The sequence below is a fragment of the Streptomyces sp. NPDC001020 genome, from assembly GCF_053599115.1.
The window spans coordinates 17090-32820 of record NZ_JBSFLQ010000024.1 but is presented as its reverse complement, the minus strand read 5'-3'; the positions used below and the strand labels follow the sequence as shown (position 1 = coordinate 32820).

The 15731-nt window shown below is 68.4% G+C and carries 15 protein-coding genes; 9 read left to right on the top strand and 6 right to left on the bottom strand.

Annotated elements, in window-relative coordinates:
- Positions 1–119: 119 nt before the first annotated feature.
- Both ACWDEX_RS22800 and ACWDEX_RS22795 read left to right on the top strand, forming a co-directional pair.
- Complete coding sequence (locus tag ACWDEX_RS22800) at positions 120–533, top strand: ATP-binding protein (protein WP_310766681.1); 414 nt, start codon at positions 120–122, stop codon at positions 531–533.
- Positions 530–1741, top strand: coding sequence for a SigB/SigF/SigG family RNA polymerase sigma factor (locus tag ACWDEX_RS22795; protein WP_450465618.1), 1212 nt, complete (start codon positions 530–532; stop codon positions 1739–1741). Before ACWDEX_RS22800 ends, ACWDEX_RS22795 begins: the two co-directional genes overlap by 4 nt.
- Positions 1742–1803: 62 nt before the next feature.
- On the opposite strand, the gene ACWDEX_RS22790 is transcribed toward ACWDEX_RS22795, so the two are convergent.
- On the bottom strand, positions 1804–2256 hold the full coding sequence (locus ACWDEX_RS22790) for a hypothetical protein (RefSeq protein ID WP_450465616.1): 453 nt from the start codon (positions 2254–2256) through the stop codon (positions 1804–1806).
- 125 nt (positions 2257–2381) lie between these two features.
- Between ACWDEX_RS22790 and ACWDEX_RS22785 the strand changes: the two genes are divergently transcribed.
- Positions 2382–3350: a diacylglycerol/lipid kinase family protein gene (locus ACWDEX_RS22785; protein WP_450465615.1), complete on the top strand. Its 969-nt coding sequence runs from the start codon at positions 2382–2384 to the stop codon at positions 3348–3350.
- A gap of 315 nt (positions 3351–3665) precedes the next feature.
- Positions 3666–3923, top strand: a complete 258-nt coding sequence (locus tag ACWDEX_RS22780; protein ID WP_003992873.1) for a WhiB family transcriptional regulator — start codon at positions 3666–3668, stop codon at positions 3921–3923.
- 193 nt (positions 3924–4116) lie between these two features.
- Here the strand turns inward: ACWDEX_RS22780 and ACWDEX_RS22775 are convergent, their stop codons facing one another.
- Positions 4117–5583, bottom strand: a complete 1467-nt coding sequence (locus ACWDEX_RS22775) for a sensor histidine kinase (RefSeq protein ID WP_450465725.1) — start codon at positions 5581–5583, stop codon at positions 4117–4119.
- 734 nt (positions 5584–6317) lie between these two features.
- Here ACWDEX_RS22775 and nagB point away from each other — a divergent pair.
- Positions 6318–7103 (top strand): glucosamine-6-phosphate deaminase, encoded by a 786-nt coding sequence (gene nagB, locus ACWDEX_RS22770; RefSeq protein ID WP_450465613.1) that lies wholly within the window; start codon positions 6318–6320, stop codon positions 7101–7103.
- Between the two features lie 80 nt (positions 7104–7183).
- Here nagB and ACWDEX_RS22765 read toward each other — a convergent pair whose 3' ends face one another.
- The 4 genes from ACWDEX_RS22765 to ACWDEX_RS22750 all read right to left on the bottom strand — a co-directional run bounded on the left by ACWDEX_RS22765 (position 7184) and on the right by ACWDEX_RS22750 (position 11875).
- Complete coding sequence (locus ACWDEX_RS22765) at positions 7184–8677, bottom strand: glycoside hydrolase family 3 protein (protein ID WP_450465612.1); 1494 nt, start codon at positions 8675–8677, stop codon at positions 7184–7186.
- Positions 8678–8684: 7 nt separating this feature from the next.
- Positions 8685–9515, bottom strand: a complete 831-nt coding sequence (locus tag ACWDEX_RS22760) for a carbohydrate ABC transporter permease (RefSeq protein WP_450465611.1) — start codon at positions 9513–9515, stop codon at positions 8685–8687.
- Positions 9512–10498, bottom strand: a complete 987-nt coding sequence (locus ACWDEX_RS22755) for a carbohydrate ABC transporter permease (RefSeq protein ID WP_450465609.1) — start codon at positions 10496–10498, stop codon at positions 9512–9514. Before ACWDEX_RS22755 ends, ACWDEX_RS22760 begins: the two co-directional genes overlap by 4 nt.
- A gap of 96 nt (positions 10499–10594) precedes the next feature.
- Positions 10595–11875 (bottom strand): extracellular solute-binding protein, encoded by a 1281-nt coding sequence (locus ACWDEX_RS22750; protein WP_450465607.1) that lies wholly within the window; start codon positions 11873–11875, stop codon positions 10595–10597.
- Between the two features lie 450 nt (positions 11876–12325).
- Here ACWDEX_RS22750 and ACWDEX_RS22745 point away from each other — a divergent pair, with 450 nt between their 5' ends.
- The 4 genes from ACWDEX_RS22745 (at position 12326) to ACWDEX_RS22730 (ending at position 15676) form a co-directional block, all read left to right on the top strand.
- Positions 12326–13090, top strand: a complete 765-nt coding sequence (locus tag ACWDEX_RS22745; RefSeq protein WP_450465606.1) for a GntR family transcriptional regulator — start codon at positions 12326–12328, stop codon at positions 13088–13090.
- 133 nt (positions 13091–13223) lie between these two features.
- Positions 13224–13490, top strand: coding sequence for a DUF3311 domain-containing protein (locus ACWDEX_RS22740; protein ID WP_450465604.1), 267 nt, complete (start codon positions 13224–13226; stop codon positions 13488–13490).
- Positions 13487–15097 (top strand): monocarboxylate uptake permease MctP, encoded by a 1611-nt coding sequence (mctP, locus tag ACWDEX_RS22735; RefSeq protein ID WP_450465603.1) that lies wholly within the window; start codon positions 13487–13489, stop codon positions 15095–15097. The genes ACWDEX_RS22740 and mctP overlap by 4 nt, the downstream gene beginning before the upstream one ends.
- Before the next feature lie 72 nt (positions 15098–15169).
- Positions 15170–15676, top strand: coding sequence for a GNAT family N-acetyltransferase (locus ACWDEX_RS22730; protein ID WP_450465602.1), 507 nt, complete (start codon positions 15170–15172; stop codon positions 15674–15676).
- Positions 15677–15731: the final 55 nt, after the last annotated feature.

Below are 15731 nucleotides of genomic sequence, written 5' to 3'. Positions count from 1 at the left end.
TCGGGGTCCCTAGGACAGGAAATCGAGAGCGCGATAACGTCACCGCTGAACCAGTAGGACGTTACCCCGGGGGGGCGACCCTCGGCCCCGAAAGAGCATGTACCACCTTGGAGGTGAGGGTGTCCCAGATCGCAGGCGAGCCCGCGACCCAGGACTTCGTGGAAGTCCGGCTGCCGGCAGCGGGTGCCTACCTGTCGGTGCTGCGCACGGCCACAGCCGGCCTCGCGGCCCGTTTGGACTTCACCCTTGACGAGATCGAGGACCTGCGCATCGCGGTCGACGAGGCCTGCGCGATCCTGCTGCAGCAGGCCGTGCCCGGCTCGGTGCTCAGTTGCGTCTTCCGGCTCATCGACGACTCTCTGGAGGTCACGGTCTCGGCCCCGACCACGGACGGTCACGCCCCGTCGCGAGACACCTTCGCCTGGACGGTCCTGTCGGCCCTGGCCGGCAAGGTCTCCTCCGCGGTCGCCGACGACAAGACCGTGTCCATCAGCCTCTACAAACAGCGCGGCGCGGGACCCGGGCCGGCGTGACGAACGGGGACGGGCCGGTGCGGGACGAAGAGCGCGACACACGGGAACTTTCCACCGGGAACGCCGGCAGCCCGAGCGGGCAGTCGCGCGCCGCGGGCGGCGTGGACGCCATCCCCGAGCAGGCCCGCCCGCACCCGGAGGGCGACGCTTCGGCGGCCGCGGCCCGCGCGCAGACGGGGTCGGCCACGGACGAGACGTTCTCCGTCCAGGACGACGGACCAGGGGTTCCGGACGGTGCCACGCGGAACACGCCCTCCGGAGGCAGTGGGGCCTCCCCTGCTCATGGGGGTCCCTCCGCTCATGGGGGTCCCCCCGCTCGAGCGAAGTCGAGAGTGGGGGAGGAGACGAGAGCTGGGAAGGAGCCGGGAGCCGGGGGAAGGGTGACGGGCGGGACGATGAGCGAGCACGAGCGAAACGCCGAGCAGGGTGTACCGGCCGGCACACGGCACGACCCGCAGGACCGCAGCGGAGCGCGGGCCATGTTCATCGAGCTGCGCAAGCTGAAGGAGGGCAGCCAGGAGTACGCGGAGCTGCGCAATCAGCTGGTCCGTATGCACCTACCGCTCGTCGAGCACCTCGCGCGCCGCTTCCGCAATCGCGGTGAGCCTCTGGACGACCTCACCCAGGTCGCCACCATCGGTCTGATCAAGTCGGTCGACCGCTTCGACCCGGACCGCGGTGTCGAGTTCTCCACGTACGCGACCCCGACGGTCGTCGGCGAGATCAAGCGTCACTTCCGCGACAAGGGCTGGGCGGTCCGGGTACCGCGGCGCCTGCAGGAGCTGCGCCTGGCCCTGACAACGGCCACGGCCGAGCTGTCCCAGCAGCACGGCCGCTCCCCGACGGTCCACGAGCTGGCCGAGAAGCTGGCCATCTCGGAGGAGGAGGTCCTGGAGGGCCTGGAGTCCGCCAACGCGTACTCGACGCTGTCCCTCGACGTCCCCGACACCGATGACGAGTCGCCGGCGGTCGCGGACACGCTCGGCGCGGAGGACGAGGCGCTGGAAGGCGTCGAGTACAGAGAGTCACTGAAGCCACTACTGGAGGATCTGCCGCCACGAGAGAAGCGGATCCTGCTCCTCCGGTTCTTCGGCAACATGACGCAGTCGCAGATCGCACAGGAGGTCGGCATCTCGCAGATGCACGTCTCGCGCCTGCTGGCCCGGACGCTGGCGCAGCTACGGGAGAAGCTGCTGGTCGAGGAGTGACGAGAGGCGACCGGGACCCCGGTCGCCTCTCGCGCTCCTACGCCTGGGTACGGGCGCAACGCCTACTTCTGGTCCGGTGCGCTTCCGGGGCCCCGGATGCCCAGCGCTCGCGTCGTCGCCGGGTTCACCAGGAGCACCAGCGCCGTGACGGCGACGACCGCGAGCACGATGCCGCCCGGAATCGCGATGCTGTCGGCCTGAAGCAGGCTGTATGCCACGGGCAACGCCATGATCTGGGTGATCACGGCGGGCCCCCGGCTCCAGCTCCGGCACAGCAGCAGACCGCGCGCGGCCAGCAGGGGCAGCAGCGCGAGCACGATCAGAGTGACGCCGCCGGTAACGGCCTGCTGCCGGTCGTCCGGCGAGCCCGCGAGACCCAGGACGAGCATCCAGACACCGCCCACGGCCAGGGCGAGCCCCTCCAGGCCGGCCAACGCCGCCGCGGCGGTCAGCCGTGCGGGGCGGGGCTCGGCGTCGGGGGTCCGAGAGGAGGTGGAATTCTGCTCAGCACTCACCCCTGAAGGGTAGCCGTCACCCCGGCAACCTCCGCCCGCACGCCCACCCCGCCGCACCCCTGGTCTCTTACTGGATCCCTACCTCGGTCTGGGCCGAGTACCCCCCAGTAGGTACGCTGCACCCCATGCGTGCACTTCTCGTGGTCAATCCGGCGGCAACCACCACAAGCGCACGAACCCGTGACGTCCTGATCCACGCGCTGGCGAGCGAGATGAAGCTCGACGCGGTCACCACCGAGTACCGCGGACACGCCCGGGACCTCGGTCGGCAGGCCGCCGAGAGCGGAGACGTCGAACTGGTCGTGGCGCTCGGCGGCGACGGCACCGTCAACGAGGTCGTGAACGGCCTGCTGCACCAGGGCCCCGACCCGGACCGTCTCCCCCGCCTCGCCGTTGTCCCCGGCGGCTCGACGAACGTCTTCGCCCGCGCGCTCGGCCTGCCCAACGACGCGGTGGAGGCCACGGGCGTGATCCTCGACGCTCTGAGCGAGCGCCGCGAGCGCACGGTCGGCCTCGGGCTCGCCGCGGGCACCCCGGGGACGGAGGACGAGGCGGCGCCCTCCCGTTGGTTCACCTTCAATGCCGGTCTCGGCTTCGACGCGGGCGTGGTCGGCCGGGTCGAGCAGCACCGGGAACAGGGCAAGCGCTCCACCCATGCGTTGTATCTGCGCCAAGCGATGCGCCAGTTTCTGGACGAACCTCGTCGCAAGCAAGGAATGATCACTTTGGAGCGGCCCGGCGAGGAGCCGGTCCCCGGTCTCGTCATGTCCATAATCTGCAACACCGCGCCTTGGACGTTTCTCGGCAATCGCCCGGTGTACGCGTCACCTAAGGCCTCGTTCGATACCGGGCTGGACATACTCGCCCTCCGCCGCATGTCGACGGCATCGGTTGCCCGGTATGCGACCCAGTTGCTCACTTCGTCCCCCGAGCGCGGACCCCACGGAAAACAAGCTGTCTCCCTGCACGACCTGACCGACTTCACCTTGCATTCGAAGGCGCCACTGCCCCTGCAGATGGACGGCGACCATCTCGGCGTGCGTAAGAGCGTGACGTTCACAGGCGTACGCCGTGCACTGCGTGTGATTGTGTGAGCAGAAGGGGCCAAAGTCCTTTCACTCGAACGTTTAGGCCAGGGTCCACCCCTTGGAAGTACGGCTGTGACCTAGTCGACACCAAGGAATCAAAAAAAACTTTCCGGAGGGGGTTGTATCCGCCGCTGAGGTTTGCGAGTCTCTACGTGGCGCTCGGGACGGCTCGCAACACGACCCCCACAGAGAGCCCGAACCCCTCCTCAATCCAAAGGACCAACGTCAGCACATCTGACGATCGGCCCTTCACTTGTTGAGGGATTCGTGAAAGCGTTCACATTCACAAGCAGCATGTAACACCAAGGAGAGGTAGCAGCCATGGACTGGCGTCACAACGCCGTTTGCCGCGAGGAAGACCCCGAGCTCTTCTTCCCCATCGGCAACACCGGTCCCGCGCTGCTGCAGATCGAGGAAGCCAAGGCCGTCTGCCGTCGCTGCCCGGTTATCGAGCAGTGCCTGCAGTGGGCGCTCGAGTCCGGTCAGGACTCCGGCGTCTGGGGTGGTCTCAGCGAGGACGAGCGCCGCGCCATGAAGCGCCGCGCCGCTCGCAACCGGGCCCGTCAGGCCTCCGCCTGACACACCCACCCCGCACGAGCCTCAGCTTGGCGGCGCGTATGCCTCATGGCATTACTTCGTGGACAGCGAGTACGCATCTCCCGCCCTCGAGCCGCAGCGCGCAGTACCCCCAACGCGCCTAGCACCCGCTGGCAACGAGCTTTCAGCCCCGGACCACCTTGTGGTCCGGGGCTCAATGCTGTTGTCGCTCTGATCACTTGTGCGCGCGCACCGGGATGTCCAGGATTACCCGTGTGCCGCGGTCGGGCGCCGGGACCATGTCGAACGTACCGCCCAACTCTCCCTCCACCAGGGTCCGTACGATCTGCAGGCCGAGGTTGCCCGCGGTGTGGGGGTCGAAGCCCTCGGGCAGGCCGACCCCGTTGTCCTGGACGGTGACCAGGAGGCGGGCCTCCTTCGACGTGCCGCCACGGATCGCCGACACCTCGACCGTGCCGGTGTCGCCCTGACGGAAGCCGTGCTCGAGGGCGTTCTGCAGGATTTCGGTCAGCACCATGGAGAGCGGGGTGGCGACCTCGGCGTCCAGGATGCCGAAGTGTCCGCTGCGCCGGCCGGTGACCTTACCGGGCGAGATCTCGGCGACCATCGCCAGCACCCGGTCGGCGATCTCGTCGAACTCCACCCGCTCATCCAGATTCTGAGACAGCGTCTCATGCACGATCGCGATCGAGCCCACCCGTCGTACGGCCTCTTCGAGTGCCTCCCGCCCCCGCTCGGACCCGATACGCCGGGCCTGGAGGCGAAGCAGGGCGGCGACGGTCTGGAGGTTGTTCTTCACCCGGTGGTGGATCTCCCGGATGGTCGCGTCCTTGGTTATCAACTCACGTTCACGCCTGCGTAGTTCGGTGACATCCCGGAGCAGGACCAGTGAGCCGATGCGCGTGCCCTTGGGCTTCAGGGGGATCGTCCGGAACTGGATCACCCCGTCACTCGCCTCGATCTCGAACTCGCGCGGCGCCCAGCCGCTTGCGACCTTGGCCAGCGCCTCGTCCACCGGGCCCCGGGACGGGGCGAGTTCGGCAGTCGTCTTGCCGAGATGATGTCCGACCAGGTCGGCGGCCAGGCCCAGCCGGTGGTACGCCGACAGGGCGTTCGGCGAGGCGTACTGGACGATGCCGTCCGCGTCCAGCCGGATCAGTCCGTCGCCGACGCGTGGTGAGGCGTCCATGTCGACCTGCTGGCCGGGGAACGGGAAGGCGCCGGCGGCGATCATCTGGGCCAGGTCGGAGGCGCTCTGGAGGTAGGTCAGCTCCAGGCGGCTGGGGGTCCGCACGGTCAGCAGGTTGGTGTTGCGCGCGATGACACCGAGGACGCGTCCCTCCCGGCGTACGGGAATGGACTCGACCCGGACCGGGACCTCCTCGCGCCACTCGGGATCGCCCTCACGCACGATCCGGCCCTCGTCCAGGGCGGCGTCAAGCATGGGGCGACGGCCGCGCGGGACGAGGTGGCCGACCATGTCGTTCTGGTACGAGGTGGGGCCCGTGTTGGGGCGCATCTGGGCGACCGACACATAGCGAGTGCCGTCCCGGGTGGGCACCCACAGCACCAGGTCGGCGAAGGAGAGGTCGGAGAGCAGCTGCCACTCCGACACCAGCAGGTGCAGCCACTCCAGGTCGGAGTCGCTGAGGGTGGTGTGCTGGCGGACCAGCTCGTTCATGGAGGGCACGTGTGCGAGCGTACCTGGGGATTCGGACATCGCTCGAAACAGCGGGAACGGGGCTCGGGCGGCCCGGAAACACCCGCGGGCCGCGGCGCCTGGGAGGGACCCTCAACCCTCCTGGCACCGCAGCCCGGAGCAGCAACGGCCGTGGGGTGTGCGGTCCCGGTCGGCCGAAGGTCGAGGACCCGGAGCGGTCAGGGCAGAGAGCGCCGGTTCCTCGGTCCGTCCTCCTGTGCGGGGAAGACGGAGGCTCGTGTGTCACGCACCTCGCCGGTTACGGCAAGGGCGGTTTACTTACTTTACCTACACTTTGTGGACTAGACCACATCGCCGCGGACTATGTTCCTGCGTTCGGACCCGCGTGTCCATCCGTCGGCGGGCGTTTGTTGTTGTCTCTTTATCGGACACCTACCGACGCTCGCAGCAGCGTAGCCCGCTCGAGCCGGTACTGGGCCAGATCGCCAGGGCGACGTTCGGCGAGTGACTCCGCTTCCTCCCGGCTCGCGCCGTTGCGCGCCTGTGGGGTCGCGTTCTGAGGCCCGCGCCGGTGAAGCGGCCGAGTGCGCCGGTGTCGGTGTCGACGGGCAGGTCGTCGTGGACCGGCAGGACCGTCGTGCATCTTGCGCGTCGAGGGCCCACACCGAAGAAGACACCTCTGTTAGATTGGTCTAAACCACATACGCCCCTCTCCGGGTCCCAGTTGAGTCCCTCTTCAGATCGGCAGGCCCAGCGTGGAAGTTGTCATCGTTCCGGACGCTCAGGCGGGTGGCGAGCTCATCGCCGAGGCCATGGCGCAGCTCCTCCAGGGCAAGCCCGACGCCCTGCTCGGCGTGGCCACCGGCTCCACCCCCCTGCCCGTGTACGAGGCTCTGGCGGCCAAGGTGCGCTCCGGTGCCGTGGACACCTCGCGAGCCCGGATCGCACAGCTCGACGAATACGTGGGGCTGTCGGCCGAGCACCCTGAGTCGTACCGCTCCGTCCTCAAGCGGGAGGTACTGGAGCCGCTCGGAATCGGCATGGACGCGTTCGTGGGGCCCGACGGCACGGCCGAGGACGTGCAGGGTGCGTGCGAGGCGTACGACCGGGCGCTGAGGGCCGCCGGCGGCGTGGATCTCCAGCTGCTCGGTATCGGGACGGACGGGCACATCGGGTTCAACGAGCCGTGCTCCTCGCTCGCCTCGCGCACGCGGATCAAGACGTTGACCGAGCAGACCCGTGTCGACAACGCGCGCTTCTTCGACGGCGACATCGAGCAGGTGCCGCACCATGTGATCACCCAGGGCATAGGAACCATCCTGGAGGCGCGGCACCTGGTGCTCCTCGCGACCGGTGAGGGCAAGGCGAACGCGGTCGCCGCTACCGTCGAGGGCCCGGTCGCGGCGGTCTGTCCGGCCTCCGCGCTCCAGCTCCACCCGCATGCGACGGTCGTCGTCGACGAGGCCGCCGCGTCCCAGCTGAAGCTCGCCGCCTACTTCCGGCACGCTTACGCCAACAAGCCCGACTGGCAGGGCATTTAGGGCCTGTTCTGAGTTTCCCGTCGCGCCACGAAGAAGGTGCCGGTGACCCCCACGGGTTACCGGCACCTTCTTCGTCGGCTCTATGCGCCCGCGATGACCTCCGCCGCCGCCCGTCCGCACACCCGGGCCGCCCCGTGCGTGGCGATGTGCAGGACGCCGCGGGGAGCGGCCCGGGGGACGCCCATTTCCACCACGATCGTGTCGGGGCGCTGCGCGAGGAGAGTGTCGAGGGCCCTCTCCATCCACGGGTGGCGGTGTTCGTCGCGGACCACCGCCACGATCCGCCGCTCTCCGGCGGCTGCCAGGGCCGTGCGCCCCGCCGCCTCCCCCGCGAAGCTGCCCGTCTCCGTACCGGGCAGCAGGCGGCGCAGTTCCGCGGCCACGCCCCACGGGGTCTCGTCACCCACGGCGATGTTCGCCACGGGAGTGAGCGCGGCGACGTACGGCGGCGAGGTGAGCGGGCCGCAGCCGTCCGCCCGGGTGACCGTCAGCGCGCGCCGGGCCGCCAGCAGACCGATGTCGGCTCCGGCCGCCTCCCGCACCGCAGCGCCCTTCGCGGCCTCGGACGCCGTCCACCGCGCCAGCGCCCGTACGCGTTCGGCGGCCTCGGCGAGCCGCTCCTGAGCCAGTTCGCCCGAGCGCACCGCCATGACCAGGGCGTCCCGCAGTCGCCGTACCGTCTCGTCGTCCGCGAGGCCGCCGCCCACGCAGATCGCGTCCGCACCGGCCGCGATGGCGAGGACGCTGCCGCGTTCGATGCCGTAGGTCCCGGCGATCGCCTGCATCTCCATGCCGTCGGTGACGATGAGGCCGTCGTAGGCGAGTTCGCCGCGGAGCAGATCGGTCAGGATGCGCCGGGACAGCGTGGCGGGGCGGTCCGGGTCCAGGGTCGGGACCAGGATGTGCGCGCTCATCACCGCGCGCGTGCCCGCGGCGATCGCCGCGCGGAACGGGGCGAGTTCGCGTTCCTGGAGGACCGCCGGCTCCGCGTCGATGCGCGGCAGCGCGTGGTGGGAGTCGACCGCCGTGTCGCCGTGCCCCGGGAAGTGCTTGGTGCAGGCGGCGACGCCGGCGGCCTGGAGGCCGGTGACGTACGCGGCGGTGTGCCGGGCCACGAGCTGTGTGTCGGCCCCGAAGGACCGTACGCCGATCACCGGGTTGGCGGGATTTGAGTTCACGTCGGCCGAGGGCGCCCAGTTGAGGTTCACCCCGCACTCGGCGAGGCGGCGGCCGAGTTCGTGCGCGACCTGACGGGTCAGCTCCACGTCGTCCACCGCACCCAGCGCGTGGTTGCCCGGGAAGGAGGACCCCGTCCTCACCTCCAGGCGGGTGACATCACCCCCCTCCTCGTCGATCGCGACAAGGACGTCGTCCCGCTCGGCGCGCAACTGCGAGGTCAGTGCCGCGAGTTGCTCGGGGGAGGCGATGTTCCGGCCGAACAGGCCCACGGACGAAAGTCCTTCGCCGAGCCGGCGCAGCAGCCAGTCGGGGGCCGTGGTGCCGGTGAAGCCGGGCTGGAGGACCGTCAGCGCGTCGCGCGTGAGGGTGTCCGTACCGCTGGCGTATGTCGTCATCGGGGCGTTATCCCTTCACGGCGCCCGCGGTCAGGCCGCTGACGGCCCTGCGCTGCAGGAAGACGAAGAGGATCAGGATCGGGATGGAGAAGAGAGAAGAGGCCGCCATGGTCGCGCCCCAGTCGTCGCCGAAGGCCGTCTGGAAGCCGGACAGCCACAGCGGCAGCGTCTGGGCCTCGACGTTCTTGTTCACCACCAGGACGAGCGGGAACTCGTTCCAGGCGGTGATGAACCCGAACATCGAGGTGGACATGAGGCCCGGTGCGAGCAGGGGCAGGATGACCCGGCGGAACGCCTCGAAGCGGGTGCAGCCGTCGACCATGGCCGACTCCTCCAGCTCCTTCGGCACGGCGGCGACGAACCCGCGCAGCGTCAGCAGGGTGAAGGGCATGATCATCATCATGTAGAAGACCGTCAGGGGCACGAGGCTGTTCAGCATCGAGGCGTCCCGCACGATCATGTAGATCGCGATGACCATGACTTCCCACGGCGCCATCTGGGCGAGCATGAAGCCGATGATGAAGCCGCGCCGCCCCTTGAACCGCATGCGTGCCAGGGCGAACGAGCCGGCCAGCGCGATGATCAGGGAGAAGGCGACCGCGAGGACGGTGACGATCACCGAGTTGGTGACGAACGTCCAGAAGTGGTCGACGCCGACCGCTGTCCTGAAGTGCTCGAGGGTGGCGTGGGTCGGGAACCAGACCGGGTCCTCGGACACGATGTCACCGGTCGGTTTGAAGGCCGTGGCGAACATCCAGTACACCGGGAAGACCAAGCCGACGAACAGGATGACGGCCGCGGCATTGGGCCACAGGCGGCCGAAGAGCGAGCGCTTCACAGCTCGTCCTCCTCTTGCTTGAGCACGATCCTGAGGTAGTAGGCGGTCAGGCCGAGCAGGATCAGGATGGTCAGGACGGCGATAGCCGCACCCATGCCGAAGTGCTGGTTGCCGATGCCCTCGATGTAGGCGTAGACGGGCAGGGTCTCGGTGAGTCGGTCCGGGCCGCCGCCGTTGATGGTGAAGACCTGCACGAACGACTTGAAGACCCAGATGATCTCCAGGAAGGTCGTGGCGTAGAGGAAGGGCCGCAGGAACGGCAGGGTGACCGTGGTGAAGCTCCGCCAGACCCCCGCGCCGTCGAGGGACGCGGCCTCGTACAACTCGACGGGAATGGTGGTGGTCGCCGCGTAGAGGTTGATCGCGACGAACGGGATGGACATCCACACGATCAGTACGGTCACGACGAAGAACGTCGACATCTGGCTGCTGGTCCAGCTGTAGTCGGCCATCGAGTGCCAGCCGAGCTTGTCCAGAACCCAGTTGACGACGCCGAAGCGCTGGGCGAACAGCCACTGGTAGACGGTGGTCGCGGCGACGATCGGCATGGCCCAGGCCAACACGAGACCGATCATCAGGGTCACCCGCATGCGCTTGCCGAGGCGGGCGAGCAGCAGACCGATGAGGGTGCCCAGGATCATGATCAGTACGACGTTGACCGCCGTGAACACGATCGAGCGAAGGGTGACCCGCCAGAAGTCCTCGCCGGTGAGGACCTCCTTGAAGTTGTCGATGCCGTTCCACTCGGTGACGTGCTGGATCAGCTGCCCCATGTTGAGGTTCTGGAACGACAGCAGCACGTCCTTCAGCAGCGGCCAGCCGAGCAGCAGCACGGTGGCCGCGCAGGCGGGCAGCAGCAACAGGTAGGGGGCGAGCGCGCCGGCACGCGACGCGGCTCGTGATGTGGGCCTACCAGGTACCCCCTCGTCCGCCTTGCGGGCGTCCGCCGGGCCGGAGGGCGGCCGTTCGGTCTGCACGGTCATGCTCGCGATCTCTCTTCTCGATCTACGTACGTCGACCCGCGTACGGTCGCCGGGGCGGGGCAGCCGTACGACTGCCCCGCCCCGGCTCACCCGGTGTTACTGCTTCTGCGCCAGGCGCTTGTTGAACTCGCCCTCGACCTGCTTGGCGGCATCGGCCGCGGACTTTCCGTTCAGCACGGCGGTCATGTACGTCTTGATCGGGTTCGGCGCGTTCTCCACCGGGGCCCACTCCGGGATCAGCGGCGTGGTGCCACCGCCCGCGGCGGCCGGGGCCGCGGCCTCGGCGGCGGCGTTGCCCTTCAGGTTGCTCTGCAGCGCCTCCTTGTTCGGGATCGCACCGCTGAGCTTGGCGAACTCACCCTCGTACTTGTCGGACAGGGCGAGCTTCAGGAACTCCTTGGCGAGCGCCTGCTTCTTGCTGCCCGCGGCGACGGCGAGGTTGGAGCCGCCGAGGAAGACACCCTCGGGCTTGTCGGCCGCGGCACCCGGGATGGTGAAGTAGCCGATCTCCTTCTCGATCTTCGGGTTGGCCTTGATCGCGGTGGCGGCCTCCCAGCCCATGCCGACGAAGGAACCGACCTTGCCCTTGGCGAAGACCTCGGCCTGCTGCGGGGTGGCCTCGTCCTTGTCCTTGGGCGCCTTGGACAGCGCCTGGAACTTCTTGTAGGTCTCCATGGCGGCGGCGACCTTCGGGTCGGCCAGGTTGGAGACGTACTTGTCGCCGTCCTTCTTCACCAGTTCGGCGCCCTCACCGACCACCAGGCCGACGAAGTGGTACCAGTTCTGGCCCGGCAGGTAGATCGGCTCGTTGTGGGTCTTCTCGCCGATCTTCTTGAGGTCTGTGTAGAACTCGTCGCGGGTCTTCGGGGTGTCCTTGATGCCCGCGTCCGCCCAGATCTTCTTGTTGTAGATGACGACGCGGTTGACGACGTACCACGGGGCCGCGTACTGCTTGCCGTCGAAGACGGCCGACTTGTTGAGGGACTCGGTCCAGTCGGAGCCGATCCCGGACTTCAGGTCCGCGAGGTCGGCGAGGCCGCCGGTCTTGGCGTAGGCCGGGGTCTGGGTGTTACCGACCTCGACGACGTCCGGCGGGTTCTCCTCGGACAGCGCGGTGGTCAGCTTCTGCTGGATGCCGTTCCACTGCTGGACCTCGAACTTGACCTTCGCCTTGGTCTTGGCCTCGAAGGCCGCGGCGACGTCCTTCTGCCACTGGTCCGGGGCGGAACCGTCCATCACCCACACCGTGAGCGTCTGGCCGGCGTAGCCGTCCTTCCCGCTCTTGGCCTCGCCGCCGTCGTCGCTGCCGCCCCCGCATGCCGCGATCGAGACCATCATGCCCGCGATACCGATCGCGGCTGCCAGCTTGCGCTTCACGCCACCCTCCTCAGGGATGCCACAAACCCCCCGCCTCCCCGCGGTTGAGCGACGGTTGAGTGTCAGCGCACACCGCCCACGGGGCCGGGACCTGGACCAATGGTGTAGACCAGTACGGGGAGCTTGGCCCAGACCAATAGGCGTGTCAAGGGCGTTCGGAGCACTTCAGGCGTCCGTTATGGGACCTACATATGCAAGGACCTTTAAGTAGGAATCCAGCGAAACTGGCAGGCCCGCCGGGCGATGCCCGACTGGACCACTTCAGGTGCGGTGGACTAGACCAGCGAGGGTGCCGACGGTATACAAAGGGAGATCCCCGGCCCTGTGACGGGGATCGCGGAAGATGCGGAGGCTCCTCCACGGAGTCCTCCACATGAAGCCGTGCCACGATGTGAGCCGTGGCCGACGGCCTGTCGGTCGATTCGGCGTACGGAGCCGGGAAGGCAGAGCATGACCACCGACGTCAGCAGTGCGGAGAGCGGGGGCGGGGCGACCGTCCGCACCGCGCGCGTACCCAAGTACTACCGCCTGAAGAAGCACCTGCTCGACATGACGGAGACACTGCCGCCCGGCACGCCGGTGCCGCCGGAGCGCACACTGGCCGCGGAGTTCGACACCTCGCGGACGACCGTACGCCAGGCCCTCCAGGAACTGGTGGTGGAGGGGCGGCTGGAGCGCATCCAGGGCAAGGGCACCTTCGTCGCCAAGCCGAAGGTCTCACAGGCGCTGCAACTCACGTCCTACACCGAGGACATGCGGGCCCAAGGCCTCGAGCCGACCTCGCAGTTGCTGGACATCGGCTACATCACCGCCGATGACACGCTCGCCGGGCTCCTCGACATCTCGGCCGGTGGCCGGGTGCTGCGCATCGAGCGGCTGCGGCTGGCGAGCGGCGAGCCGATGGCCATCGAGACGACACACCTGTCCGCCAAGCGCTTCCCGGCACTGCGCCGGTCGCTGGTCAAGTACACCTCCCTCTACACGGCTCTCGCGGAGGTCTACGACGTCCGTCTCGCGGAGGCCGAGGAGACCATCGAGACGTCACTCGCCACCCCGCGCGAGGCGGGCCTGCTCGGCACGGATGTGGGTCTGCCGATGCTGTTGCTCTCCCGGCACTCGTTGGACCGGGAGGGCAAGCCGGTGGAGTGGGTCCGGTCCGTCTACCGCGGGGACCGCTACAAGTTCGTGGCACGGCTCAAGCGACCTCAGGACTGAGCCGCGGAGCCGACCGGCTCAACAAACTGGCATGCGACCGGCCGATCTGCGTACGAGGGCTTCCGCTCCAGGACACCGTCACCTACATTTCCTGCGCATCACACAAGTGATCACCAGGGGATGGAGCCACCGGATGTCGGATCAATCGGATGTGACAGGAGAGGCGGTGGTGACGCCTGTACGCGTCGTCATCGCGCTCTGTCTCGTAGCGCCCTTCGTGGCGATGCTCTGGGTCGGCTCCTACGCCAAGACGGACCCCGCGTGGATCGGCATCCCCTTCTTCTACTGGTACCAGATGGCGTGGGTGCTGATCTCCACGGCACTGACGATGGTCGCGTACCAGTTGTGGCAGCGTGACCAGCGCGCCCGTGCCTCCCGTAAGGGGGGTGCGTCGGAATGAAGGACGGCGTGAACGGCGTCGCTCTCGGCGTCTTCATCTTCTTCTTCCTGGCCGTCACCGTCATGGGCTTCCTGGCGGCGCGCTGGCGCAAGGCCGAGAACGAGCACAGCCTGGACGAATGGGGCCTGGGCGGACGATCGTTCGGTACCTGGATCACCTGGTTCCTGCTCGGCGGCGACCTGTACACGGCGTACACGTTCGTGGCCGTCCCGGCGGCGATCTACGCGGCCGGCGCCTCGGGATTCTTCGCGGTGCCGTACACCATCCTGGTCTATCCGCTGATCTTCACGTTCCTGCCCCGGCTGTGGTCGGTGTCGCACCGGCACGGATACGTGACGACGTCGGACTTCGTGCGTGGCCGGTTCGGTTCGAAGGGGCTGTCGCTGGCGGTGGCGGTCACCGGCATCCTGGCGACGATGCCGTACATCGCCCTCCAACTGGTCGGCATCCAGGCCGTGCTGGACGTGATGGGCGTGGGCGGCGGCGACAACGCTAACTGGTTCGTGAAGGACCTGCCGCTGCTGCTCGCCTTCGGCGTGCTCGCCGCCTACACGTACTCGTCGGGTCTGCGGGCCCCGGCTCTGATCGCGTTCGTGAAGGACACGCTGATCTACATCGTGATCGCGGTGGCGATCATCTACATCCCGATCAAGCTGGGCGGCTTCCACGACATCTTCGCGAAGGCCGGCGAGAAGTACACGGCGGCCGGCGCGGGCGGTGTGGTCCCGGCCCCGGCCGGTCAGTGGACCTACGCCACACTCGCCCTCGGCTCCGCGCTCGCGCTGTTCATGTACCCGCATTCGATCACGGCGACGCTGTCCTCGCGCAGCCGTGAGGTGATCCGCCGCAACACCACGATCCTGCCGCTGTACTCGCTGATGCTGGGCCTGCTGGCGCTGCTGGGCTTCATGGCGATCGCCGCCGGCGTCAAGGTGCAGAACGGGCAGCTGGCGATTCCCCAGTTGTTCGAGGACATGTTCCCGGACTGGTTCGCGGGCGTGGCGTTCGCGGCGATCGGTATCGGCGCGCTGGTCCCGGCGGCGATCATGTCGATCGCGGCGGCGAATCTCTTCACCCGCAACATCTACAAGGACTTCATCAAGCCGGACGCCACGGCCGAGCAGGAGACGAAGGTCTCCAAGATCGTGTCACTGCTGGTGAAGGTGGGCGCCCTGGTCTTCGTCCTGACGATGGACAAGACCGTGGCCATCAACTTCCAGCTATTGGGCGGTATCTGGATCCTGCAGACCTTCCCGGCCCTGGTCGGCGGCCTGTTCACCCGCTGGTTCCACCGCTGGGCGCTGCTGGCGGGCTGGGCGGTCGGCATGGTGTACGGCACGTTCGCCGCCTACGGCGTCGCTTCCCCGACCCAGAAGCACTTCGGTGGCTCGGCGAAGGAGATCCCCGGTATCGGCGAGATCGGCTACATCGGCCTGACGGCTTTCGTGCTGAACGTGCTGGTCACGGTGGCCCTGACCGTCGTCCTGCGGGCGGCGAAGGCCCCGGCGGGGCTCGACGAGACCAGGCCGGAGGACTACACGGCGGACGCAGGGGACCCCGGGGTCGAGGTGGAACTGCCACCGGCCACAGCGGGCACCTCACACTGAGCGGAACGCGAGCCACGGGCCATCGGGGTATCCGATGGCCCGTCGTTCTGCCCGTCCGGCACACTCGCCCTCATGGATATCGTGATCAGGCAGGCGGAACCCCGCGAGTACAACCTCCTCGGGGAGATCACCGCCCAGGCCTACCTCCAGGACGGCCTGCTCGACTTCGGCGAAAGCGACGCGTATCTCGATGAGTTGCGGAACGTGGCCGGGCGGGCCGCCGCCGCTCAGGTGCTGGCGGCCGTCGAGCACGACCGGGTGCTCGGTGGTGTGACCTTCGTACCGGCCGGTGGCCCCATGGCCGACATCGCCCGGCCCGGAGAGGCCGAGATACGGATGCTCGCCGTCGAGCGCGACGCCCGCGGCCGGGGCGTCGGAGAAGCCCTCGTACGCGCCTGCATCGACCGGGCGCGGGCCGTCCACGGCTGCGAGCGGATCGTCCTGTCGACCCAGGGCACCATGCACACTGCCCATCGCATCTACGAACGCCTCGGCTTCACCCGCACTCCCGACCGTGACTGGAACCCGATCCCCCACCTCGACGACATCCGCCTTCTCACCTACGAGCTGGTGCTCTGACACCCTCCGAGAACGAGGCGACACAACATGTGGGGGTGGCACGGCGCCCCGGCAC

What these genes read in the sequence shown, in the direction of transcription:
- ACWDEX_RS22785 (WP_450465615.1), top strand. Translation starts at nt 2,382, where the DNA reads ATGCGTGCACTTCTCGTGGTCAATCCGGCGGCAACCACCACAAGCGCA.
- ACWDEX_RS22780 (WP_003992873.1), top strand. Translation starts at nt 3,666, where the DNA reads ATGGACTGGCGTCACAACGCCGTTTGCCGCGAGGAAGACCCCGAGCTC.
- ACWDEX_RS22775 (WP_450465725.1), bottom strand. Translation starts at nt 5,583, where the DNA reads ATGAACGAGCTGGTCCGCCAGCACACCACCCTCAGCGACTCCGACCTG.
- ACWDEX_RS22765 (WP_450465612.1), bottom strand. Translation starts at nt 8,677, where the DNA reads ATGACGACATACGCCAGCGGTACGGACACCCTCACGCGCGACGCGCTG.
- ACWDEX_RS22755 (WP_450465609.1), bottom strand. Translation starts at nt 10,498, where the DNA reads ATGACCGTGCAGACCGAACGGCCGCCCTCCGGCCCGGCGGACGCCCGC.
- ACWDEX_RS22745 (WP_450465606.1), top strand. Translation starts at nt 12,326, where the DNA reads ATGACCACCGACGTCAGCAGTGCGGAGAGCGGGGGCGGGGCGACCGTC.
- ACWDEX_RS22740 (WP_450465604.1), top strand. Translation starts at nt 13,224, where the DNA reads ATGTCGGATCAATCGGATGTGACAGGAGAGGCGGTGGTGACGCCTGTA.
- mctP (WP_450465603.1), top strand. Translation starts at nt 13,487, where the DNA reads ATGAAGGACGGCGTGAACGGCGTCGCTCTCGGCGTCTTCATCTTCTTC.
- ACWDEX_RS22730 (WP_450465602.1), top strand. Translation starts at nt 15,170, where the DNA reads ATGGATATCGTGATCAGGCAGGCGGAACCCCGCGAGTACAACCTCCTC.